We start from the raw sequence: 21,572 nt of genomic DNA on the forward strand, positions 1-21,572 counted from the left end.
TTTTGATGTTTGTCGATTTTCTTGCTCAAAATTTGAGCGAGTAGGCGCGAGCTTTTTCGCGGCATTTTGATTTTAAAACAATATCTGTTCTGGCACGGGCCTTGCTTTCAGTCTTGTATGCAAGATTTACATACCAAGCAGGACCGTCAGATAAACATCGAAGAAGCCATCGTTTCCGGCATTCTTTCGGCGCGCATCCGGCCGGGCACGCGGCTCAGCGAAAATCAGCTGGCTGGACTCTTCTCCGTTTCACGTACGCGGGTACGGGAGGCGATGATGCGGCTGGAAACACGTGGCATCGTCCATGTCAGCGCGCGGCGAGGGTGGTTCGTCGTCGAGCCCTCCGCCGAGGAGGCGATGACCATCTATGAGGCGCGGCGGATTATCGAATCCGGATTGCTTCGCAGCATGCGGATGCTGTCGGAGGAGGGGCGCAAGGTCCTCGTCGCACATCTTGAGGAAGAGAAAGTCGCAATAGCCGCAGGTGACCGCCAGCGCCTTACCTGCCTCATGGGCGATTTTCATATCCGCATCGCCGAGCTTTGCGGCAATGCCGTGCTCATCGAGCTGCTACGCGATCTGACCGCCCGGACAATTCTGATCTCCATGCTCTACCAGTCGGAGTTTCATGCCCTCCAGTCCCATGAGGGGCATTGCCGTATCTTCGACGCGATGGCTGCGGGCGATTTCGTGAGAGCGGCGGAGCTTTCCATCGAGCATCTGGACGAGGTGGAAACCGGCCTCGACCTCACTCGACGCCCCGATCCTCTCGCCGGCCTTCGCCGGTCGCTCGCCCTACCGGAAATGAATGGCGGCGATCCGGATAAAATTCACATGCAACACAATCAACACAAGGAGAATGACATATGATCTTCAGACGGACCCTCATCGCTGCCGCCGCCATGGCTGCCGCCTTTGGTCTTTCCGCGCCCGCCAAGGCGGATGCCCTTGCCGACATCACCGCACGCGGCACGCTGCGTGTGGCCGTACCGCAGGATTTCCCGCCCTTCGGCAGCGTTGCTGCTGATATGACCCCGCAGGGCTATGACATCGACATGGCCAAGATGATCGCCGACAAGCTGGGCGTGAAGGTGGAACTCGTCCCGGTCACCAGTGCCAACCGTGTTCCCTATCTCCAGACCAACAAGGTCGATCTCGTTATCTCCAGCCTCGGCAAGAATGCAGATCGTGAAAAAGTTATTGATTTCTCTGATGCTTACGCGCCTTTCTTCAACGGCGTTTTCGGCCCGGCCGACGTCGCGATCTCCAAGGCCGAAGACCTTAAGGGCAAGACCATCGCCGTCACGCGCGGTGCCGTCGAGGATCTGGAACTGACGAAGGTCGCGCCTTCGGACGCCACCATCAAGCGTTACGAGGACAATAACGGCACCATCTCTGCCTTCCTTTCGGGCCAGGTGGAAGTTGTCGCGACAGGCAACGTGGTTGCAGCCGCCATCCTCGCCAAGAACCCCCCGAAGCGTCCGGAATTGAAGTTCCTCATCAAGAACTCTCCCTGCTACATCGGCCTCAACAAGAACGAGCCGGCCTTACTGGAAAAGGTCAACGCCACCGTAGCTGCAGCCAAGGCCGACGGCTCGCTGAATGCGATCGCCACCAAGTGGCTTGGCCAGGATCTGCCGAAAGACCTTTGATCATCGTTTGCCATGGTCATCCCGGATCCGCCGGGATGACGCCTTTCTCCACCGGCGCAAGGGGACTGTTTCTTGAGCTATCAATTTGATTTCCTGTGGCTTGGCGAATATTGGCCACAAATTGCCAAAGGCATCGCCATTACCAGCCAACTCACGCTGGTCGGCGGCGTGGTCGGCGTTTCACTTGGCATCGCCTGCGCCTGGGCCCGGGCGCTCGGACCTTCATGGTTGAAGCCCATCGTCGGCACCTATGTGGAGCTCATCCGCAATACGCCTTTTCTGATCCAGTTGTTTTTCATCTTCTTTGGCCTGCCTTCACTTGGTTTCAAGCTTACAGAGCTGACCGCGGCAAATCTGGCGATGATCGTCAATCTGGGCGCCTATAGTTGCGAGATCATCCGCGCCGGTATTCAGGCGACGCCGAAGGGCCAGTTCGAGGCGGGCGCGAGCCTTGCCATGACGCGCTTCGAAACGTTTCGCCACGTGGTGCTCACACCCTCGCTGCAACGCATCTGGCCGGCGCTTTCTTCGCAAGTGGTGATCGTCATGCTCGGCTCGGCCGTCGTTTCGCAGATTGCGGTGGAAGACCTGACCTTTGCGGCGAACTTCATCCAGTCGCGCACGTTCCGCGCCTTCGAAGCCTACATCCTGTCAACTGTCATCTACCTGCTGCTCGCCATCCTGTTGCGGCAGGGCATGCTGGCGCTCGGCAGCTTTCTTTTCCCGAGGAGGGCGGCACGATGACTGAATTCACCTTTTGGGACATTCTGCGCAACCTGCTGCTCTCCACCCGCTGGACGCTGTTGCTATCGCTCGTTTCCTTCATCGGCGGCGGTATGGTGGGCATCGTGCTTTTGTGGTTGCGCATCAGTCCGCGCCGGGCTTTGAACCGTGCTGCCCGCATCTATATCGAAGTCTTTCAGGGCACCCCGCTGCTTATGCAGCTTTTCATCGCTTTTTTCGGCCTAGGTCTCCTCGGGGTTGATGTTCCGGCCTGGCTTGCGGCTGGCGTGGCGCTTATCCTCTGGACCGCTGCCTTCCTTGCGGAAATCTGGCGCGGCTGCGTTGAGGCGATTGCGAAGGGCCAGTGGGAGGCGTCCGCCAGCCTTGCCATGGGCCGCCTGCAACAGATGCGTTACGTCATCCTGCCGCAGGCGCTGAAGATTGCCATTCCGCCAACGGTCGGTTTTTCCGTGCAGGTCGTCAAGGGCACAGCACTCACCTCCATCATCGGTTTCGTTGAACTGTCCAAGGCCGGCACGATCGTCACCAATGCCACCTTCCAGCCCTTCACCGTCTATGGGCTGGTTGCTCTCATCTATTTCGCCCTCTGCTGGCCGCTGTCGAAATCCAGCCAGTTCCTAGAAAGGAAGCTCAATGTCGCTCATCGAAATCACTGAAGTCCACAAGAGCTTTGGCGACAATGAGGTGCTGAAGGGCATAAATCTGGATGTCGAACCCGGCGAGGTGATCGCCATCATCGGCAAAAGCGGCTCTGGAAAATCGACGCTGCTTCGCTGCATCAACGGACTGGAGACGATCAGCGCCGGCTCGATCCAGGTGGCAGGTGCGCAGTTGCTGGACGATGAGCTGCATCTGAAGGCATTGCGGCTGAAGGTCGGCATGATCTTCCAGCAATTCAACCTCTTTCCGCATCTGACGGCCGGCGGCAATGTCATGCTTTCGCAGATGGTGGTGAAAAAGGTCACCAAGCCGGAGGCCGAGGTGACGGCGCGCAGGATGCTGGAGCGTGTCGGGCTGGCGCACAAGTTCGATGCCTATCCGGATGAACTGTCCGGCGGCCAGCAGCAGCGCGTGGCGATTGCCCGCGCCCTTGCCATGCAGCCTATCGCCCTTCTCTGTGACGAGATTACCTCGGCGCTCGACCCTGAACTCGTGTCTGAGGTGCTGGCCGTCGTGCGCGAACTGGCAAAGGAAGGCATGACGCTGCTGATGGTGACGCATGAAATGAAGTTTGCCCGCGACGTCTGCTCGCGCGTTGTTTTCATGCATCAGGGCCGCGTGCACGAGATCGGCCCGCCGGAAGATGTTTTTGCCAATCCCCAGACGCCGGAACTCAAGCAGTTCCTTGGCATGATCTAAGCACAGTACCGACGCACGCGACCGGAGCGGTGCGTGCGTCGGCAGTAGCCTTTGTGTTGTGTTTGCCGGGAAAATGTCCGCTATTCCAGTGGTGTCAGCCAGTTCGTTCCGATGGCGCTCTTTTCCCGATTTCATGTTCCCCTGTCGGTCGCTCGGATCGCATACAATTTCCGCACCAAATCGAAAACAATCGATGGAAATTTGAGCAGACCGATGGCGGGACTGGTGGACACATCGAAATTCCCGTTTTATATCAATGGCAAAGCCGATTGGCACGGCTCCTGCATGACAAAGACGTCGCAGGAGAGTGTTCATGAGCAAAGCCGCAGCAATCGACATCGCTTCCGTTTCCAAGATTTATGGCAACACCACCGCGGTGCATGCCATAAGCCTCAAGATACCGGCAGGAAGTTACTGCTGCCTGCTTGGTCCTTCGGGCTGCGGCAAGACCTCGACACTGCGAATGATCGCCGGCCACGAAAGCATTTCAAGCGGCGATGTCAGGCTTGGTAATGTGGTCGTCACCGATCTGCCGCCCGCTAAACGCGGCACGGCAATGATGTTCCAGTCCTATGCGCTGTTTCCGCATCTTGATCTCGTCGACAACGTTGCCTTCAGCCTCAAGATGAAGGGGGTGGACAAGGAAGCGCGCCGCGCCAAGGCGCTGGAGATGCTGCGGCTGATGCAGCTCGAACCCTATGCCACCCGGCGCCCGGCCCAGCTTTCCGGCGGGCAGCAGCAGCGTGTGGCGTTGGCTCGCGCGCTTATCACCGACCCCGAGGCGTTGCTGCTAGATGAGCCGCTTTCAGCACTCGATCCTTTCCTCAAGATCCGTATGCGGGCCGAGCTGAAGAAGCTGCAAACCGCGCTCGGCATCACCTTTGTTCACGTCACACACAGTCAGGAAGAGGCAATGGCGCTGGCCGACGTCATCGTCGTCATGAATGATGGCCGCATCGAGCAGGCAGCGACGCCGCGCGAGCTGTTTGAGCGCCCGGCCACCGCTTTCGTCGCCCGCTTCATGGGCGATCACAATGTCATTTCCGGCCGGTTCAAGGAAAAGAACGGCGATCTCGTCACGCTGGAGGTTGCGGGCGGCGGCACCTTCACGGCAGGCGGCGTTGCCCCGGATGACGGCGCGGTCGATATCGCCGTTCGTACCGACCGTGTGCGCGTCGGCGAGGCGGATCGACCCGGTTTCGGTTTTACCGGCATCGTCTCGAATGTCGAGTATCGCGGTGCAAGCGTGAAGATCGCCGTGACCGGCGCGGGCATTGAGGATTTCAACGCCATCCTCAGCGACGTCGCCTTCTTCGAAAAGCCGGTAAAGACCGGCGACGCCATACCGCTTTCATGGAATGCGGCCGATGCCATCGTGCTCGGCCGGGTAGAGAAGTGACCCCAAAAATAACCAGAGGAGAACTTTGAAATGACCGACAACTCCAACAGCAACAAGGGCCTGTCCCGCCGTGGCCTTCTAAAGGCAGGTGCCGCCGCAACAGGCGCGGCCATCGGCTCCGGCCTTGTCACCGGTTTCCCGACCATATGGGCGCAGAACCCGATCACGATCCGCCAGTTCGGCACGGGTGTTTCGAACCTCAATGCGATTGCCGAAAAGTGCAAGGCTGATCTCGGTATCACACTGGAGATGACGGCGACGGATTCGGATGCGGCCGCGCAGCGCGCCGTGACCCAGCCGAACTCCTACGATATCGCCGATATCGAATACTGGATCCTGAAGAAGGTCTACCCGGCGGGTGTCATTCAGCCGATGGAAATCAAGAAGCTGAAATATTACGACAAGATCGTTCCGCTGTTTAAAAACGGCAAGCTGACGCCCGATAGCGTCGTGGCCCAGGGTACCGCCCCGCACACGGTCGGTTTCGTCGAAAAGCCCGGCGACAAGAAGTTTGCGAAAAGCGAAACCGATTATTTCACCATGGTTCCGACCATCTACAATGCCGATACGCTCGGCATTCGCCCCGATCTCGTCGGCCGCGATATCACCAGCTGGGCCGATATCATGGACCCCAAGTTCAAGGGCAAGGCCTCTATCCTCAACATCCCCTCCATCGGCATCATGGATGCGGCGATGATCATGGAAGCCATGGGCAACATCAAATATGCCGACAAGGGCAACATGACGAAGGAGGAGATCGACAAGACCATCGACTTCCTCATCAAGGCCAAGAAGGACGGCCAGTTCCGCGCTTTCTGGAAGAGCTTCGATGAAAGCGTCAACCTCATGGCGTCGGGTGAAGTCGTGATCCAGTCCATGTGGTCGCCCGCCGTCGCCGCCGTTCGCTCCAAGGGCATCGCCTGCAAATACCAGCCGCTCAAGGAAGGCTATCGCTCATGGGGCGGCGGCCTTGGCCTTGCCAAGCACCTCTCCGGTGCCAAGCTGGATGCGGCCTATGAGTATATCAACTGGTACACCTCCGGCTGGGTCGGCGCCTACCTCAACCGTCAGGGCTATTACTCCGCCGCCATGGATACGGCCAAGGAACATATGTCGGCCGACGAGTGGGGTTACTGGGTCGAAGGCAAGCCCGCGCAGGGCGATATCATCGCGCCTGATGGCAAGGTCATGGAAAAGGCCGGAGCAGTGCGCGACGGCGGTTCGTTCCAGGAGCGAATGGGCAAGGTCGCCTGCTGGAACTCCGTCATGGACGAGGACCGCTACATGGTTCGTCGCTGGAACGAGTTCATCGCGGCTTGATCTTCTCGCCTTTCGCAGACATGAGGCCGCGCCGACGCGGCCTCTCTTTCACAGGCAGCCAGCAGGAGAAAAGCCTTGGTGACAGTCAGATTCATCGGCGTGAGCGAAAAAAAGGACAAGCCGTCCCGCAGCTTCGCCCTGCCGCAGAAGCTTGTGTCCTATATTCAGGCCACACCGCTTTTCCTGATCCTCGGCTTTTTCCTGCTTTTACCGATCGTCATGATCGCCGTCGTCAGTTTCTGGGATTATGATTTTGCCCAGATGTATCCGGGTTTCGTGACCTTCAACTATACCGAGACGCTTGGTTCCTGGGTCACGTGGCAAACATATATCAACACGCTGAAATTCGCCGCCATCGTCTGGGCGATCACGCTGTTCTGCGGTTTCTGGGTCGCTTATTTCCTCGCTTTTCATATCCGCACTACCACCATGCAGATGGTTCTGTTCCTCGTCTGCACCGTGCCTTTCCTGACGTCGAACATCATCCGCATGATTTCCTGGATTCCCGTTCTCGGGCGCAACGGGCTGGTCAACAGCGCGCTGGTCAGCGCCGGCATCGTACCTGCGCCAATCGAATGGCTGCTCTATTCGGATTTTGCCGTGGTGCTGGCCATGGTGCATCTTTATACGCTTTTCATGGTCACACCCATCTTCAACACGCTGATGCGCATCGACAAATCGCTGATCGAAGCGGCGCGCGATGCCGGGGCGACTGGCTGGCAGACCCTCTGGAACGTTATCATTCCGCTTGCCAAACCCGGCATGGCGATCGGCAGCATCTTTGTCGTGACGCTTGTCATGGCCGATTTCTCCACGGTTCAGGTGATGTCCGGTGGGCAGAGCGCGTCGGTGGCACTGATGATGAAGAACCAGATGTCGCTGCTGCAATATCCCGCGGCGGCCGCAAATGCCGTCATCCTGCTCATCCTCGTTCTTCTGATGGTCGCGGGCATCCTGCGCATCGTCGATATCCGCAAGGAGCTGTGACCCATGCATTCGGAAAAACGCGGCCGTGAATTCTATGTCCTCGCCTTCTTTTTTCTGCTCTTCGTGCTGTTCCTCTACGGCCCGCTGTCGGCGATCCTCATCCTTGCCTTTCAGGGGCCGAATGGCGGACTGACCTTTCCACTCAACGGCGTTTCGCTGCACTGGTTCGGAAATCTTTTCGAACAGCAGGCGGTCGGCGATTTTGGCGGCTCGTTCCGCCGTTCCTTCGGGCTTGGCGTCATGGTCATGGTCGTCACGGTGCTCGTCTCGCTTCTGGCGGGTCTCGCTTTCCGGCGCAAATTCATCGGCGCGACGCCGCTATTCTATCTTTCCGTCGCAAGCCTCGTGGTGCCATCGATCATCATATCACTCGGTATCGGCGTTCTTTTCCAACAGCTTGGGCTGGAACCTTCATGGTATACATCAGCATTTGGCGCGCACCTGACCTGGACGCTGCCATTCGGCGTGCTCATCATGCTGGCGGTTTTCAACCGTTTTTCTCCATCCTATGAAGAAGCCGCCCGCGATCTCGGGGCATCCGCCTGGCAGACGTTTGCCCATGTGGTGCTTCCGATGATTGCACCGAGCCTGATCGGCGTCTGCCTGTTCGGCTTTACGCTTTCCTATGACGAATTTGCCCGTACGCTGATGACGTCAGGCACCTACAACACCCTGCCGCTGGAAATCTACGGCATGACCACCAACGTCACGACGCCGGTGCTTTACGCGCTCGGAGCCGTCACGACCCTTTTCTCCTTCCTGGTTATTGCGGCCACGCTTGGCCTGATCGTCACTCTGAACCGTCGCCATTCGCGTTGATGAAAAAACAGAACATGCGCATCCTCGTCATTAATCCGAATACGACGCAATCCATGACAGCGACGATCGCCGACGCGGCGACGCGGGCGGCCAGCTGCGATACGGAAATCCTGGCAGTGACCTCTTCCATGGGGCCTGTCTCCATCGAAGGATATTACGATGAGGTTTTCGCGGTACCCGGCCTGCTGCTCGAGCTTGCCAAGGCGCCGACGCTTGGTGCCAGGGCAGCCGTCATCGCCTGTTTCGACGACACCGGGCTCGATGCGGCCCGCGCGCTCGCCGACATACCCGTAATTGGGATTTGCGAAGCGGCGGTTTCAGCCACGGCATTCATCGCGCAGAGGTTTACGATCGTTACGACGATGGAGCGTTCGCGGCTGCCGCTCGAACATCTCGTTCACCGTTATGGCATGTCTGCCCGCTGCAATGTGCGTGCCGCCGATATTCCCGTCCTGTCGCTGGAAGATCCGGCATCAAATGCCAGGGAGAGGCTGCGGGAGGAGATTTCACTGGCCCTGCGTCAAGATCGCGCCGAAGCGATCGTGCTTGGCTGCGCCGGTATGGCGGATCTGACCGCCGAGCTGCGCAGCGAATTCGGCGTGCCTGTTATCGATGGCGTCGCTGCGGCGGTGAAACAGGTGGAATCGCTGGTATCGATGGGGCTTTCGACCGCCAAGCGCGGCGCCTATGCCACGCCACTCGCCAAGCCCTATCGCGGATTGCTTGAAGCGTTCGGGCCGGACAGGCTTGCCGGGGTATCTGTGGATAGTTGAAACAGCCGTTCCAATGTGTTCGGACGGTGCCGCGGTCTGCCGTAAAGTGCACGCGAATATTTCCCAGAAATCGGCGACGGATTTTGCGCGGGTCTGCGTTAAAGTGGCAAGGTGCGGGACATCCTCACTGAAGCCGCCGTCATTCCGCATGGATTTCGCCCGTGTCCGACAGGACAGTACGGAGACAAACCCCGATACATGGTAAGCGATCCGGATGCAGATTTGGTGACGGATGTCGCTGCGGGAGATGTCCGCGCGATGCAGGCTCTGGTGACGGCCAAACTGCCGAGGATCATGGCGCTTGCCACGCGTATGCTGGGTGATCCGGCAGAGGCGGAAGACATCGCGCAGGAGACCTTCCTGCGCATATGGAAACATGCAGGCACGTGGCGGCAGGGGCGTGCGAAATTCGACACATGGATCCACCGGGTGGCGCTGAACCTCTGTTACGACCGGTTGCGAAAGCGCCGGGAAATATCGGTTGCTGAGCCGCCCGAACAGATTGACGGCAGTGTGCTGCCCGATGCCGCCCTGCCATATGATGGTGACGAGAGCGGTGCCGTGGCGCGCGCCTTGCAGGCCATACCCGCGCGACAAAGGGAGGCGATCGTTCTGGTCTATTATCAGGAGATGTCGAACCGCGAGGCGGCTGATGTCATGCATGTCAGTGTGGACGCACTGGAAAGCCTTCTGGCGCGTGGCCGCCGGGCACTCCATGCGATTTTGAATGAGGGCGACCAATGAACGGGGCGAAGAAGACGCTCATGGATAACAAGGTTTTTTCCGATCTTGTGGCGGCCTATGGTGCCGATCCACAACGCTGGCCGGAAGACCGGCGGCCGGAGGCCATGGCTTATGCGGAGACGGCAGACGGCAGGCGCCTGATTGCGCAGGCGGCGCCTCTCGATTTTACGCTGTCGGCATATCGTCTTCGCGACCCTTCGGCCATGCTCAACGCGAAGATCATGGCGCAGGCAAAGGCGCAGACCACCAGACGCAGATGGATCGTCCGGTACGGGCTGGGTGCGGGCATGATCGGCATCAGCCTTGCGGGTGCGCTGACGGGAGCGGTTGCCGTCATCAACCTCACGCCACCGCCCGCCCTGACATTGGGCGATACGTTGACCGCGTTCGGAAACCTGCAAACCGAAAACGAAATGACCGAGGAGACGAAATGAGCGATCAGAATTTCCGCTGGATAGTCGTTGTCCTTCTCGTCGCGAATACATTTTTTGTCTGCGCGCTTGCCGGTGCAGGGTTCGTTTATCTGCGGAACGACCCGGCCGCTGCCGCTGCCCGCATGCCGCTTGCGGGCGAACAATTGCCAAAGACCGAAAGGGAGGCCTTCCGGCGCAGCCTTAGCGATGCACGCAGGACCATGCGGGAAACCTCCGCCGAGGCGCGCCAGGCGCGTATCGAGGCGGCGTCCCTGATGGGGGCAGAAACGCTTGACCCGGAGGCATTGTCCGCAGCGCTCGAGCGTGCCCGCAAGGCGGAATATGAGGTCCGCGCCGCAACCGAGATGCAGGCCGTGGAGTTCGCCCGCACATTGTCGCTAGAGGCGCGGCGCCGGCTGGCGGAAGGCTTGCTCGCCCGTGAGGCGCCGAAACCGGCCACGAAATAGTCACATTTCAACAGCGACGGATTTTGGCCCTGGCGCCCGTTGAATGGTCGATAACGAAACGGAGTTCGTATCGGCCATGTCAAATTCCAGGGAATTGGATGCAGCACTCTGTCTGTGGCGTTTCGGCCTCGGCGCGCGTGAAGGCGATATCCAGGCGATCAAAGACGACCCGCGCGATCTGTTGCGGCTGGAAATTACCGAACGCGCCACACCAATTCCTGTCGGCGCACAGCTTCATTCCAGCGCCGATCTTCTGATATCGCTGATGGCGTATAACAAGGAGATCAAGGCCGAGCGTGAAAAACCTGCTGTCCTTGCCGTCGCGGCCACCACCGGCGCCGCGGGTGCGACCGCAGGAGCCATGAGCCCACCATCGCCGGCAATGGCAACTGCCGCAAACGCTATGGACAATGCGGGCATGGTGCCGCCTGCCAGTGCTTCACAGGACAAGAAGCCGGACGTGCCGGCCACCAAGCGCCCCTATTTTCCCCAGCAGATACTGCTTGCGGAGGCGGACGCCCGCTTCAACGGCACGATACGCCAGCCGCCGATCGGTTTTGGCGAGCGGTTGGCAATGTTCTGGGCCAATCACTTCGCGGTTGCCACCGGCAAGGGCGGTGATGTGCACATTCTCGCCGGCGCTTTCGAGCGTGAGGCGATCCGTCCGCATGTCTTTGGCAATTTCGAGGATATGCTGGTCGCAGTCGAGACCCATCCCGCCATGCTGTATTTTCTCGACAATCAGCAATCGATCGGACCGAATTCGCAGGCCAACAGGAATGGCAAGCGCGGACTCAACGAAAACCTCGCGCGCGAAATCATGGAACTGCATACGCTCGGGGTGGATGGCGGCTATAGTCAGGCCGACGTTACAGCACTTGCCCGCATCATCACCGGCTGGAGCGTCTATCGCGACGAGAAGCGTCCGGGCCCGCTTGGCCGATTTTCCTTCAACGCCAACAACCATGAACCCGGCGACCATGCCGTGATGGGCATCACCTATGGTGAAGCGGGGGTAGAGCAGGGGCGGCGGGCGCTGCGAGATCTCGCGCATCATCCAGCGACGGCCAGCCATCTCGCTTACAAGCTGGTACGGCATTTCGTTAGCGACCATCCACCACCGGAACTGGTGGCGAAACTTGCTGCCGCCTACACCAAGAGCCACGGCGATCTTTCCGCCACCTATATGGCGCTTATCGAGGCTGAACAGTCTTGGAGCCCGGCGCTGACCAAGCTCAGACCCCCGTTAGATTTCGTGACGACCGTCATCAGGGCGAGTGGAATAGTGCCAAAACCCGAGCAGGTAATTTCAGTGCTCAACGCATTGGGTCAGCCGCTGTGGAACCCCTCCGGCCCGAACGGTTTTGCCGATGTCACCGATAGCTGGGGTTCTTCCGAGGGGCTGGCGACGCGTATCGATGCCGCCAGTCTGTTCGCCCATCAGGTTGCGGGTTCAACCGATCCGCGCGACTTCGTCGCAGACCGGCTGGGGCCGCTTTTGTCCGAGGAGACGAAAAAGGCCGTGCAGCGGGCTGAGAGCAAACCGCAGGGACTGACGATTGCTTTCCTTTCCCCCGAATTCCAGAGGCGTTGACCATGCTGTGTGAACATCTTTCCCCAACCCGCCGCGCTCTTCTTGGCACAGGCGGCGCGCTTTTTGCCTGGGCCTTCATGCCGCGTTTTGCTTTTGCTGCCGGCGGGCGCGACCCACGTTTCGTCACCATCATCCTGCGCGGCGCGCTCGACGGGCTGACCGCCGTGCCGCCCGTCGGCGACCCCGACTATGAGGCGCTAAGGCAACAGATCGCCATGCGCACTGAAGGCGACAATCCAGCCCTCGGGCTGGATGGTTTCTTTGCGCTCCATCCATCCCTTCGCAATTTCCAGCGGCTGTACCGGAAGGGCGAGGCAGCGGTGGTCCACGCCAGCGCAACCGGTTATCGTGACCGTTCGCATTTTGATGGCCAGGATGTGCTGGAATCTGGTTTTCCGACCCCCGGCCATGTCGAGACGGGTTGGCTGAACCGTCTGCTCGAACAGCTGCCGGCGGGTGAAACCATCAATCCAGCTGCGGCCGGGCAGCGGGTGAGCGGCCTTGCCATTGGCGCCAGCGCTCCGCTTGTCATTCGCGGCAAGGCACCGATATTGGGATGGGCGCCATCCGTTCTCAAGCCCGCCGATGGCGATCTCGCCCCGCGCCTTGCCGATCTCTACGGCCAGACGGACCCGATGCTGGCGGCATTGCTTGCCGAGGGCATCGAAACCGGCAGGATCGCCTCCGGCGTCGATATCAAGGCGCGAGGTGGTCCGGGTGATCCTGTTGGCATGGAGCAGATGGCGCGGGGTGCAGCACGGCTGATTGCGCACCCGGAAGGGCCGCGCGTTGCGGCGCTGGCCTTCGAGGGTTGGGACACCCATGCCCATGAGGTCGAGCGTCTTTCAAAATTGTTGAGCGGGCTGGACAATGCGTTTGCCGCCTTCGAGCAGGAGCTGGGGCCGGTCTGGAAGGATACGGCCATATTGGTCGCGACGGAATTTGGCCGTACCGCCCGTATCAACGGTACGGAAGGAACTGACCACGGAACGGCAACAACGGCCTTTCTCGCCGGCGGCAGCATCCGTGGCGGGCGTGTCATCGCCGATTGGCCCGGCCTCAAGCTCGCGCAGTTGCGGGATGGGCGGGACCTTGCGCCCACGACGGATATTCGCGCGATCATCAAGGGCCTCGCGGTCGATCATCTCGGCGCAAGCGCTGTCATGCTCGACAAGGCGGTCTTTCCCGGTTCGGAGGCCATCCGGCCCATGAAGGGACTGATCGTCTGAGGCTCGAAAAGGCGTGAAAACAAATATATGGAGCGCGTCCAACGACCCCGGCCATTCCGGATGCGCTCCCGCCTCTTCATATCCCTGTCATAATAGTGTCTGATATCGATATCGTTTTTGATACGGACATTGTGTAGACGAACAGCCGTTGCACGCTCAGGGAGCTTTTTCGTGAAGTCGTCAACGCAAACCATCCGCACTGAAGCGGCCACCCCTCGAAGCGGCACGCCCGGCGAAGTTTTTACGGCGTTCCTGAAGCTCGGGGTCACCTCCTTCGGCGGTCCCATCGCCCATCTCGGCTATTTTCGCGATGAGCTGGTTGTGCGGCGCAAATGGATCGACGAGGCGGGTTATGCCGATCTCGTGGCGCTCTGCCAGTTCTTGCCGGGGCCGGCCTCCAGCCAGGTCGGTTTTGCACTTGGGTTGCTGCGGGCAGGGCCGCTCGGTGCGCTGGCGGCCTGGACGGCCTTCACCCTGCCGTCCGCCATTCTTCTCTTGCTATTCGCCATGGTTGCGGCGTCCATAGAAGGACCTGTCGGCAACGGCCTGTTGCATGGCCTCAAGATCGTTGCGGTCGCCGTGGTGGCGCAGGCTGTCTGGGGCATGGCAAAGAGCCTTGCCCCAGATAGACAGCGTGCCAGCATCGCGCTCGTCGGCATCATCTGCGTCGTGTTTGTCGCGGGGGCTTTTGGCCAGATTCTGGCGCTTGCCGTGGGCGCCATTGCGGGGCTTGTCTTCTGTCGCACTGATACCGTGCAGGAGGCTACTCATCTCGCATTCCGGGTGCCGAAAAGTGTCGGATACATTGCGCTTGCCACTTTCGCGCTCCTGCTGGCCTTCCTGCCGGTCTTCGTGGCGATGGCCGGCTCGCAAGGCCTCTCATTGTTCGATGCGTTCTATCGTGCCGGCGCCCTTGTCTTTGGTGGCGGCCATGTGGTGCTGCCGTTGCTCCAATCGGCAGTGGTTTCCACGGGCTGGGTGACGGAAGATGCGTTTATCGCCGGTTACGGTGCAACCCAGGCCGTTCCCGGCCCGCTGTTCACCTTCGCGGCCTACCTCGGCGCTGTGGTGGGGCCGCACCCGAACGGTATTGCGGGAGCAGGCATTGCGCTTGTCGCGATTTTTTTGCCGGGCATGCTACTGCTCGTCGGTGCGCTGCCCTTCTGGGAGGGCTTTCGCAAGCACCTTCTGGCGCAGGCTGCCATGCGCGGCGCAAATGCCGCCGTCGTTGGCATTCTCGGGGCCGCGCTTTATGATCCGGTGTGGACAAGCGCCATATTCATGCCGAAGGATTTTGCGCTTGCGCTGACGGGTTTCATCCTGTTGACGGTGTGGAAGACGCCGCCATGGATCGTGGTGGTCATCTGCGCGATTGGTGGCGTTCTGCTCGCCCTGTCATAGGCCGTCTTGCGCAGGACCGATATTGGTAAACATCCAGTCCGAGAAGGCCTGCATGGCTGGTGTCGGCGGCTTTGATTGCAGCCTCGTCAGCCAGTAGCTGCCAAGCGATATGGTGACGGGGAAGGGCTGCACGATAGCCCCGGATGCCAGATGCCGCGAGAACATCGATGGCGGGGCGAGCGCCACGCCGAGCCCTTGCAATGCGGCCTCCATCATGCCGAGCGAGGTATCGAAAACGATGCCGGCATTCACATGCGCCACCGGTGTTACGCCAGCCGCTGCAAACCACGTGGCCCATTCGTCAGACCTGTAGCTGCGCAACAGCGTGGCGTCCGCGAGATCAGCGGGGGATTTCAGTGTCTCCGCCAGTTTCGGCGTACAGAGAGGCGAAAGGGGCGCCTCGAAAAGCCGGAATGCATCCGTGCCATGCCAGGAGCCCTGGCCGAATCGAATGGCGAAATCGAGGCCTTCGGCGGCCATGTCCACGCGGTTGTTGTTGGTGGAAACGCGCACGTCGATGAACGGGTGCCGCTTTTGAAATTCCCTCAGCCGCGGCAGCAGCCAGCCCACGGCAAAGGTTCCCACGACGCCCAGAAACAGCAGTTCGCGCACCTGACCGGCTTCGATCCTGTCGAGCGTGATCGCCATCTGGTCGAAAGAGCTGGTGACCGTCGGTAGCAGGGCTTCGCCTTCCGCGGTGATTTTCAGGCCTCTTGGAAGCCGTTGAAAAAGGGAAACCCCCAGTCGTTTTTCGAGGCCCTTCACCTGTTGGCTCACAGCCGCCTGCGTCACGCAGAGTTCTATGGCCGCGCGGGTGAAACTGAGGTGCCGCGCTGATGCCTCAAATGCCCTCAAGCCGTTCAGTGGAAGAAATTGCCGAACCATTCAAGACCTAGATTTTGTTATGCCTCGTCCGAGATATCATGATTTGTTCGTGCAATGTAGGGCGGTTAAACGTCTTTCGCTGGGGACGGCGCAGGCGCCGAAAATCCACTTGAGGTTTTGGAGAACGCGAAAGATGAAACTTAATCGCAGACATATTGCATTGGCCACATTGATCTCGACGAGCCTGTTCACGCAGACTTTTGCCGCTGATGATGCCAGGCTGAAAGCGATAACAGATGCAGCGATCAAGCCGGTGATGGAGAAGAACGGTATTCCGGGTCTGGCCGTTGGTATCAGTGTCGATGGCGAAAATCACGTCTTCACCTACGGTGTCATGTCCAAAACTACGGGCCAGCCGGTTACCCCGCATACGCTTTTCGAGCTGGGTTCCATCAGCAAGACATTCACGGTCACGCTCAGTACCTATGCGGAGACGCAGGGCAAACTGTCACTATCAGGCAAGGTCGAAGACTATCTTCCCTCCATGAAGGGCAAGCCGTTTGGCGATGTCACGCTGATGCATCTTGGCACTCACACCGCCGGCGGCTTTCCGTTGCAGGTGCCGGACAATGTCAAGACGGAGCCGCAGCTTTTGGCCTATCTCAAGGCCTGGATGCCTGCATACAAGGCGGGAACGCACAGAACCTACGCCAATCCCAGCATCGGAATGCTCGGATACGTCACCGCAAAGGCAATTGGCCAAAGCTATGACAGCGCTATGCAGGACGTACTGTTTCCGGCGCTTGGATTGAAGAGCACCTTCACCGTGGTGCCCAAGGCAAAGATGGCCGATTATGCGCAGGGTTATAAGAGAACCGGCGAACCGGCCCGCATGACGCCAGCCATTCTCTCATCGGAGGCTTACGGGGTCAGATCGACGGCGACCGACATGATCCGTTTCGTCAATGCGAATATGGGGCTGGAAAAGCTGGACGGAAAACTCCAGCAGGCGATCGCCAACACTCATACGGGATATTTCAGCGTCGGCGCGATGACGCAGGATATGATTTGGGAGCAATATGCCCACCCGGCCGCGCTGAAAACACTGATCGAAACGAACTCCGGCGCCTTGCTCAAGACGGTGCCGGTATCGGAAATTTCGCCGCCGATGAAGCCGCGTGGCGATGTCTTCATCAACAAGACCGGCTCCACCAACGGTTTCGGCGCCTATGTGGCGTTCATACCGGAGCAAAAACTCGGTATCGTCATTCTGGCCAATAAAAACTATCCCAATGAGGATCGTGTTGCCGTGGCTTACGAGATTTTGAACGGACTCAAAAGCTCCGAATGATGTCAATGCTGGCGTAAACGCGTACAGGACAAGGGTGGCATTTCGGTCGTAATTCATTTGCTCGCCGGCATTGTCATCCTTGCCTTGAAAGCATGCATTTATGTCCCTGAAAATCGGCGTATGCCCATATTTTGAGCGCTTGTAATCAAGGCTCAAAAATGGGCTTGACGTCTGCCGAAATTTCTCACCAAATGAACCAATGTTCGATTGGTTCACGCAAATGGTGCGGCTTGGCGACAAACCCTAACGACAATTCAAACTACGCTCTGGCAAAGCTGCGCGAGTACATTCAGACAAAGAATCTCGCGAATGACGGCCGTCTGCCGACGGAGCGGGCATTTGCCGAGACCTTCAATGTCGGCCGCCGGTCAATCCGCCGTGCTCTGGAGGTTTTGGAGGCCGAGGGTCTTATCTGGCGTCGCCAGGGGGCCGGAACCTTTGTGGGTGAAAAGCCGGACGATTGGTCCACCCAGGTGACCGAAATGGTCGCCAGCACCGATATCATGGAAATCATGGAAGTCCGCCTGCGCATCGAACCGCAACTGGCGCAGCTTGCAGCCATGCGCGCCAAGCCCGCCGAGTTGGAGCGCATGCGCGCGCTCGTCAAGAAGACCGGCGAAAGCACGGATGCCGATGCCAAGGAATTGTGGGACGGCTCGCTCCACCGCCAGATAGCCCAGAGTGCTGGCAACAAGCTGTTCCTGTCGATCTTCGATGTCGTGAACCGTATTCGCCAGGACGATGCCTGGCAGTCGATACGCGAACTCGCCCGGCGCAGTGGCACGAATGGCAAGGCGTCTTTCGAACAGCATGTCGCCATCGTCGATGCCATTGCCGATCGCGATCCGGCGCGTGCCGGAGAGGCGATGCGCCAGCACCTTCTCATGCATCAGGAACGATTGATCCGCGCCACTTCGCTCGGGTTTCAGGAGGAGAGCGCTGCGGAAGACCGTGCGGCGAAGAGCATCAACGAAGCCGACAATCCGCTTACCCCGGCCTCATAGGCCGCGGACGTAAACCCGCCGGTCCTTCGGGGCCGGCCAATGATAAAAGTCAAAGAAAACCAGACCAGAGGATCGAACATGAAGAAAATCTACACACTGACTGCGGCGCTATTGGCAAGCGCGTTTCTGACCGCACCAGCCATGGCTTCCGAATTGCGCATCGGCCTCAACGATGACGCGGACGTGCTTGATCCCGCGCAATCGCGCACCTTCGTCGGCCGTATCGTCTACACCTCCATGTGCGACAAGCTGGTGGATATCTCGCAGGACATGAAGATCGTTCCCCAGCTTGCCACCGAATGGGCCTGGTCCGAGGGTGGCAAGGTGCTGACGATGAAAATTCGCGACGGCGTGAAGTTCCACGACGGCGAGACGCTGGATGCGGCCGCCGTCGTTGCCACCATCGAGCGCAACATGACCCTTCCGGAATCCCGCCGTAAGAGCGAGTTGTCCTCGGTTGAAAAGGTTGAGGCCACCGGGCCGCTGGAAGTCAAGTTCACGTTGAAGACGCCCGATGTCACGCTGCTTGCCCAGCTTTCAGATCGCGCGGGCATGATCGTCGCGCCGAAGGCCGCCAAGGAACTGGGCGCGAATTTCGGCTCCAAGCCGGTTTGCGCCGGACCGTTCAAATTCGTCGAGCGCATCCAGCAGGACCGTATCGTCCTCGAAAAATTCGCGGATTATTGGGACAAGGACAAGATCAAGGTCGACAAGATCGTCTACCTGCCAATTCCCGATACCACTGTGAAGCTTGCAAACCTCCGCTCTGGCGATCTCGACATTGCCGAACGTATCTCGGCGTCCGATGCGGAATCCGTCAAGAATGACCCCAAATTGACATATGCGGACGTGATCGGTCCGGGCTACATGGCCATGTATGTCAACATCAACAACGGCGCGCGCGCTGACAATCCGCTCGGCAAGGACAAGCGCCTGCGTCAGGCCTTCTCTTACGCGATTGACCGCGAAGCGATCGGCCAGATCGTGTTTGAGGGTACGTCCAAGGCCGGCAATCAGTCATTCCCGCCGACAAGCCCATGGTTCAACCAGAACCTGCCGGTGCCGCCACGCGATATCGACAAGGCCAAGCAGCTGATGAAGGAGGCTGGCTACGAGAAGCTCGATATCGAACTTCAGCACGCCAACAACACCACGCAGACGCAGATGATGCAGGTGATCCAGTCCATGGTGGCGGAGGCTGGCTTCAACGTTACGCTGAAGGCCACCGAATTTGCGACGCTTCTTTCCGAACAGACCGCCGGCAACTATCAGCTCAGCCGTTCCGACTGGTCTGGTCGTATCGATCCCGATGGCAATCTTCACCAGTTCGTCACCTGCAAGGGCGGCATCAACGATGTGAAATATTGTAATCCTGAAGTCGACAAGCTGCTGAACGAAGCACGCGCCTCGACTGAAGATGCGGTCCGCAAGGAGAAATACGATGCGGCAAGCGTCATCCTAAACGACGACATGCCGATCATCTATCTCGGCCACCAGCCCTATGCCTATGCCATTTCCAAGAAGGTCAAGGGCTGGGAGCCTTCGCCTGATGGCATGATCCGCCTTCTCGGCGTCAGCAAGGACTAAGCGCTTCAAATCCGCCGCACGGCTTGCCGTGCGGCCCTCCAGAACGTGCACGAACGGGGGCAATGCCATGCCTGTCTATATCGGCAAGCGACTGCTGGTCGCGATCCCGACGCTTTTGATCATCTCCATCTTCGTCTTCTCGCTGCAGAAACTGTTGCCGGGTGATCCGGTTCTCGCCATGGCGGGTGAGGAGCGTGATCCGGCGACGATTGAATTCCTGCGGGAGAAGTATCGCCTGAACGACCCGGTGCCGCTCCAGTACATCAACTGGCTGGGCGGCGTGGTGACCGGCGATTTCGGTATTTCGCTGAGGACCAACCAGCCGGTGCTGGAACTGATCGGCCAGAAGCTGCCGGTCACCATTCAGCTGGCTGTAATGGCGATGTTCTTTGCGATGGTCATCGGCATTCCGATCGGCATTCTGGCCGCCGTCAAGAAAAACACATGGATCGACTACACCGCCAATATCGTGGCGCTTTCCGGCCTGTCGATCCCGAATTTCTGGCTCGGCATCATGCTGATCCTGCTGGTCTCAGTGAAGCTCGGCTGGCTGCCGGCATCCGGATATGAATCGATATTCGTCGACCCCGTTCGCTCCATCGAGACGATGATCATGCCCGCCTTCGTGCTCGGCAATGCGCTTGCGGCAACGTTGATGCGCCACACGCGTTCGGCAATGGTTGCGGTTTTGAGTTCAGACTATATCCGCACCGCCCGCGCCAAGGGGCTTTCGCCGCGCGAGATCATCCTGTCGCACAGTTTTCGCAACGCGCTTCTGCCCGTCATCACGCTGTTGGCACTGCTTTTCGGTGAGTTGCTGGCCGGTGCGGTTCTGACAGAGCAGATATTCACCATTCCCGGCTTCGGCAAGATGACCGTCGATGCGGTCTTCACCCGCGATTACGCCGTCGTCCAGGGCATCGTGCTCTGCACCGCGGTCGGCTTCATCCTCATGAACCTGCTGGCGGACATTGCCTATGTCCTGCTTAACCCTCGCCTCAGGGCGACGATCTGAGGCCTGATATCATGACCGCTCTCGATCAAAACTTGTCCGTACCGGTGCCGCGGCAGGAAAGCCGCGCCTGGAAGAAAATGAAGCGCAACAAATCGGCGCTGGCCGGTCTGATTATCGTGCTTTTCTTCACGGTACTTGCCATTGCAGCACCGATCCTGCCGATTGCTGACCCTATTGCGACCAGTTGGTCGGCCATCCGCAAGGCGCCGTCCGCCGCCCACTGGCTCGGCACCGACGATCTTGGCCGTGATATCCTTTCGCGCATGATTTATGGCGCCCGCGCCTCGCTGATGGCGGGTGTTGTCTCCGTTATGATTGCGGTGGTCATCGGCGTACCCTTCGGGTTGATCGCCGGTTATTTTGGTGGCTGGGTGGATATGGTCATATCGCGCATCACCGAAGCGCTGTTGGCTATGCCGTTCCTCATCATGGCAATTGCCCTTGCGGCCTTCCTCGGCCCGAGCCTTACCAACGCGATGATCGCCATCGGGCTTTCCGCCATGCCAATTTTCGTTCGGTTGACCCGTGGTCAGGTGCTGGCGGTCAAGATGGAAGATTATGTCGAGGGGGCAAGGTCGATTGGCCTCAACCACTTCGACATCATGACACGATACATCCTGCCAAATGTCTTTGCTCCCATCATCGTGCAGGCGACCTTGACGGTTGCGACCGCCATCATTGCGGAAGCGAGCCTGTCCTTCCTCGGCCTTGGCCAGCAGGCACCGGCGCCGTCGTGGGGTTCCATGCTGAACACCGCGAAGAACTTTCTGAGCCAGGCGCCGTGGATGACGATGTGGCCCGGCATTGCAATTTTCCTCGTCGTCATAGGCTTCAATCTCCTGGGCGATGGCCTGCGTGATGCGCTCGATCCGCGCGAAGCATGATTTCT

22 protein-coding genes are annotated in these 21,572 nt (G+C 59.3%); 21 read left to right on the top strand and 1 reads right to left on the bottom strand.

What is annotated here, in order from left to right; translation table 11 throughout:
• Positions 1 to 117 precede the first annotated feature (117 nt).
• The 16 genes from AC5SEO_RS04195 to chrA all read left to right on the top strand — a co-directional run bounded on the left by AC5SEO_RS04195 (position 118) and on the right by chrA (position 14,901).
• Entirely contained in the window at positions 118 to 870 is a 753-nt protein-coding gene (locus AC5SEO_RS04195; RefSeq protein WP_003517798.1) for a GntR family transcriptional regulator, read from the top strand.
• The gene (locus AC5SEO_RS04200; RefSeq protein ID WP_060642688.1) at positions 867 to 1,652 is read left to right on the top strand and encodes a transporter substrate-binding domain-containing protein; all 786 of its coding nucleotides are present in this window, start codon (positions 867 to 869) and stop codon (positions 1,650 to 1,652) included. Before AC5SEO_RS04195 ends, AC5SEO_RS04200 begins: the two co-directional genes overlap by 4 nt.
• A gap of 72 nt (positions 1,653 to 1,724) precedes the next feature.
• Complete coding sequence (locus AC5SEO_RS04205) at positions 1,725 to 2,396, top strand: amino acid ABC transporter permease (protein ID WP_003517793.1); 672 nt, start codon at positions 1,725 to 1,727, stop codon at positions 2,394 to 2,396.
• Positions 2,393 to 3,052, top strand: a complete 660-nt coding sequence (locus AC5SEO_RS04210; protein WP_019566432.1) for an amino acid ABC transporter permease — start codon at positions 2,393 to 2,395, stop codon at positions 3,050 to 3,052. The genes AC5SEO_RS04205 and AC5SEO_RS04210 overlap by 4 nt, the downstream gene beginning before the upstream one ends.
• Positions 3,030 to 3,755, top strand: a complete 726-nt coding sequence (locus AC5SEO_RS04215) for an amino acid ABC transporter ATP-binding protein (protein WP_019566431.1) — start codon at positions 3,030 to 3,032, stop codon at positions 3,753 to 3,755. Before AC5SEO_RS04210 ends, AC5SEO_RS04215 begins: the two co-directional genes overlap by 23 nt.
• 313 nt (positions 3,756 to 4,068) lie before the next feature.
• Positions 4,069 to 5,154, top strand: coding sequence for an ABC transporter ATP-binding protein (locus AC5SEO_RS04220; protein WP_035199302.1), 1,086 nt, complete (start codon positions 4,069 to 4,071; stop codon positions 5,152 to 5,154).
• 30 nt (positions 5,155 to 5,184) lie between these two features.
• The gene (locus AC5SEO_RS04225) at positions 5,185 to 6,474 is read left to right on the top strand and encodes an ABC transporter substrate-binding protein (protein WP_003517786.1); all 1,290 of its coding nucleotides are present in this window, start codon (positions 5,185 to 5,187) and stop codon (positions 6,472 to 6,474) included.
• Between the two features lie 75 nt (positions 6,475 to 6,549).
• Positions 6,550 to 7,461, top strand: coding sequence for an ABC transporter permease (locus AC5SEO_RS04230; RefSeq protein WP_019566429.1), 912 nt, complete (start codon positions 6,550 to 6,552; stop codon positions 7,459 to 7,461).
• Between the two features lie 3 nt (positions 7,462 to 7,464).
• Entirely contained in the window at positions 7,465 to 8,280 is an 816-nt protein-coding gene (locus tag AC5SEO_RS04235; protein ID WP_495363738.1) for an ABC transporter permease, read from the top strand.
• A gap of 14 nt (positions 8,281 to 8,294) precedes the next feature.
• Positions 8,295 to 9,053: an aspartate/glutamate racemase family protein gene (locus tag AC5SEO_RS04240; RefSeq protein ID WP_495363789.1), complete on the top strand. Its 759-nt coding sequence runs from the start codon at positions 8,295 to 8,297 to the stop codon at positions 9,051 to 9,053.
• A gap of 198 nt (positions 9,054 to 9,251) precedes the next feature.
• Positions 9,252 to 9,797, top strand: a complete 546-nt coding sequence (locus tag AC5SEO_RS04245) for an RNA polymerase sigma factor (RefSeq protein ID WP_035199299.1) — start codon at positions 9,252 to 9,254, stop codon at positions 9,795 to 9,797.
• A 20-nt stretch (positions 9,798 to 9,817) separates the two neighbouring features.
• A complete protein-coding gene (locus AC5SEO_RS04250; RefSeq protein WP_236735840.1) occupies positions 9,818 to 10,231 on the top strand; it encodes a hypothetical protein in 414 nt (137 codons plus the stop codon).
• Positions 10,228 to 10,677, top strand: a complete 450-nt coding sequence (locus AC5SEO_RS04255) for a periplasmic heavy metal sensor (RefSeq protein ID WP_035199298.1) — start codon at positions 10,228 to 10,230, stop codon at positions 10,675 to 10,677. Before AC5SEO_RS04250 ends, AC5SEO_RS04255 begins: the two co-directional genes overlap by 4 nt.
• A gap of 76 nt (positions 10,678 to 10,753) precedes the next feature.
• Complete coding sequence (locus tag AC5SEO_RS04260) at positions 10,754 to 12,271, top strand: DUF1800 domain-containing protein (RefSeq protein WP_495363739.1); 1,518 nt, start codon at positions 10,754 to 10,756, stop codon at positions 12,269 to 12,271.
• Between the two features lie 2 nt (positions 12,272 to 12,273).
• On the top strand, positions 12,274 to 13,500 hold the full coding sequence (locus AC5SEO_RS04265; RefSeq protein WP_495363740.1) for a DUF1501 domain-containing protein: 1,227 nt from the start codon (positions 12,274 to 12,276) through the stop codon (positions 13,498 to 13,500).
• A 171-nt stretch (positions 13,501 to 13,671) separates the two neighbouring features.
• Positions 13,672 to 14,901, top strand: coding sequence for a chromate efflux transporter (gene chrA / locus AC5SEO_RS04270; RefSeq protein ID WP_112959739.1), 1,230 nt, complete (start codon positions 13,672 to 13,674; stop codon positions 14,899 to 14,901).
• Here the strand turns inward: chrA and AC5SEO_RS04275 are convergent.
• Positions 14,896 to 15,786 (bottom strand): LysR family transcriptional regulator, encoded by an 891-nt coding sequence (locus AC5SEO_RS04275; protein ID WP_441360342.1) that lies wholly within the window; start codon positions 15,784 to 15,786, stop codon positions 14,896 to 14,898. The two genes, chrA and AC5SEO_RS04275, sit on opposite strands and share 6 nt — an antisense overlap.
• A gap of 133 nt (positions 15,787 to 15,919) precedes the next feature.
• Between AC5SEO_RS04275 and ampC the strand changes: the two genes are divergently transcribed.
• From ampC to AC5SEO_RS04300, 5 genes are all read left to right on the top strand, one after another.
• Positions 15,920 to 17,077, top strand: a complete 1,158-nt coding sequence (gene ampC, locus AC5SEO_RS04280; protein WP_112959737.1) for a class C beta-lactamase — start codon at positions 15,920 to 15,922, stop codon at positions 17,075 to 17,077.
• A 191-nt stretch (positions 17,078 to 17,268) separates the two neighbouring features.
• Positions 17,269 to 18,081 carry a FadR/GntR family transcriptional regulator gene (locus AC5SEO_RS04285; protein ID WP_112959736.1) on the top strand — a complete coding sequence of 271 codons (813 nt, stop codon included), beginning with the start codon at positions 17,269 to 17,271 and terminating at the stop codon, positions 18,079 to 18,081.
• A gap of 78 nt (positions 18,082 to 18,159) precedes the next feature.
• A complete protein-coding gene (locus tag AC5SEO_RS04290; protein WP_112959735.1) occupies positions 18,160 to 19,668 on the top strand; it encodes an ABC transporter substrate-binding protein in 1,509 nt (502 codons plus the stop codon).
• A 67-nt stretch (positions 19,669 to 19,735) separates the two neighbouring features.
• Positions 19,736 to 20,683, top strand: coding sequence for an ABC transporter permease (locus AC5SEO_RS04295; protein WP_003499573.1), 948 nt, complete (start codon positions 19,736 to 19,738; stop codon positions 20,681 to 20,683).
• Between the two features lie 11 nt (positions 20,684 to 20,694).
• A complete protein-coding gene (locus AC5SEO_RS04300; protein ID WP_162695613.1) occupies positions 20,695 to 21,567 on the top strand; it encodes an ABC transporter permease in 873 nt (290 codons plus the stop codon).
• Positions 21,568 to 21,572: the final 5 nt, after the last annotated feature.

The sequence above is a fragment of the Agrobacterium sp. K11 genome (assembly GCF_059429395.1).

What these genes read in the sequence shown, in the direction of transcription:
- AC5SEO_RS04220 (WP_035199302.1), top strand. Translation starts at nt 4,069, where the DNA reads ATGAGCAAAGCCGCAGCAATCGACATCGCTTCCGTTTCCAAGATTTAT.
- AC5SEO_RS04195 (WP_003517798.1), top strand. Translation starts at nt 118, where the DNA reads ATGCAAGATTTACATACCAAGCAGGACCGTCAGATAAACATCGAAGAA.
- AC5SEO_RS04255 (WP_035199298.1), top strand. Translation starts at nt 10,228, where the DNA reads ATGAGCGATCAGAATTTCCGCTGGATAGTCGTTGTCCTTCTCGTCGCG.
- AC5SEO_RS04290 (WP_112959735.1), top strand. Translation starts at nt 18,160, where the DNA reads ATGAAGAAAATCTACACACTGACTGCGGCGCTATTGGCAAGCGCGTTT.
- AC5SEO_RS04275 (WP_441360342.1), bottom strand. Translation starts at nt 15,786, where the DNA reads ATGGTTCGGCAATTTCTTCCACTGAACGGCTTGAGGGCATTTGAGGCA.
- AC5SEO_RS04200 (WP_060642688.1), top strand. Translation starts at nt 867, where the DNA reads ATGATCTTCAGACGGACCCTCATCGCTGCCGCCGCCATGGCTGCCGCC.
- AC5SEO_RS04235 (WP_495363738.1), top strand. Translation starts at nt 7,465, where the DNA reads ATGCATTCGGAAAAACGCGGCCGTGAATTCTATGTCCTCGCCTTCTTT.
- AC5SEO_RS04225 (WP_003517786.1), top strand. Translation starts at nt 5,185, where the DNA reads ATGACCGACAACTCCAACAGCAACAAGGGCCTGTCCCGCCGTGGCCTT.
- AC5SEO_RS04245 (WP_035199299.1), top strand. Translation starts at nt 9,252, where the DNA reads ATGGTAAGCGATCCGGATGCAGATTTGGTGACGGATGTCGCTGCGGGA.
- AC5SEO_RS04265 (WP_495363740.1), top strand. Translation starts at nt 12,274, where the DNA reads ATGCTGTGTGAACATCTTTCCCCAACCCGCCGCGCTCTTCTTGGCACA.
- AC5SEO_RS04215 (WP_019566431.1), top strand. Translation starts at nt 3,030, where the DNA reads ATGTCGCTCATCGAAATCACTGAAGTCCACAAGAGCTTTGGCGACAAT.
- AC5SEO_RS04300 (WP_162695613.1), top strand. Translation starts at nt 20,695, where the DNA reads ATGACCGCTCTCGATCAAAACTTGTCCGTACCGGTGCCGCGGCAGGAA.
- AC5SEO_RS04260 (WP_495363739.1), top strand. Translation starts at nt 10,754, where the DNA reads ATGTCAAATTCCAGGGAATTGGATGCAGCACTCTGTCTGTGGCGTTTC.
- AC5SEO_RS04210 (WP_019566432.1), top strand. Translation starts at nt 2,393, where the DNA reads ATGACTGAATTCACCTTTTGGGACATTCTGCGCAACCTGCTGCTCTCC.
- ampC (WP_112959737.1), top strand. Translation starts at nt 15,920, where the DNA reads ATGAAACTTAATCGCAGACATATTGCATTGGCCACATTGATCTCGACG.
- AC5SEO_RS04285 (WP_112959736.1), top strand. Translation starts at nt 17,269, where the DNA reads ATGAACCAATGTTCGATTGGTTCACGCAAATGGTGCGGCTTGGCGACA.
- AC5SEO_RS04295 (WP_003499573.1), top strand. Translation starts at nt 19,736, where the DNA reads ATGCCTGTCTATATCGGCAAGCGACTGCTGGTCGCGATCCCGACGCTT.
- AC5SEO_RS04250 (WP_236735840.1), top strand. Translation starts at nt 9,818, where the DNA reads ATGGATAACAAGGTTTTTTCCGATCTTGTGGCGGCCTATGGTGCCGAT.
- AC5SEO_RS04240 (WP_495363789.1), top strand. Translation starts at nt 8,295, where the DNA reads ATGCGCATCCTCGTCATTAATCCGAATACGACGCAATCCATGACAGCG.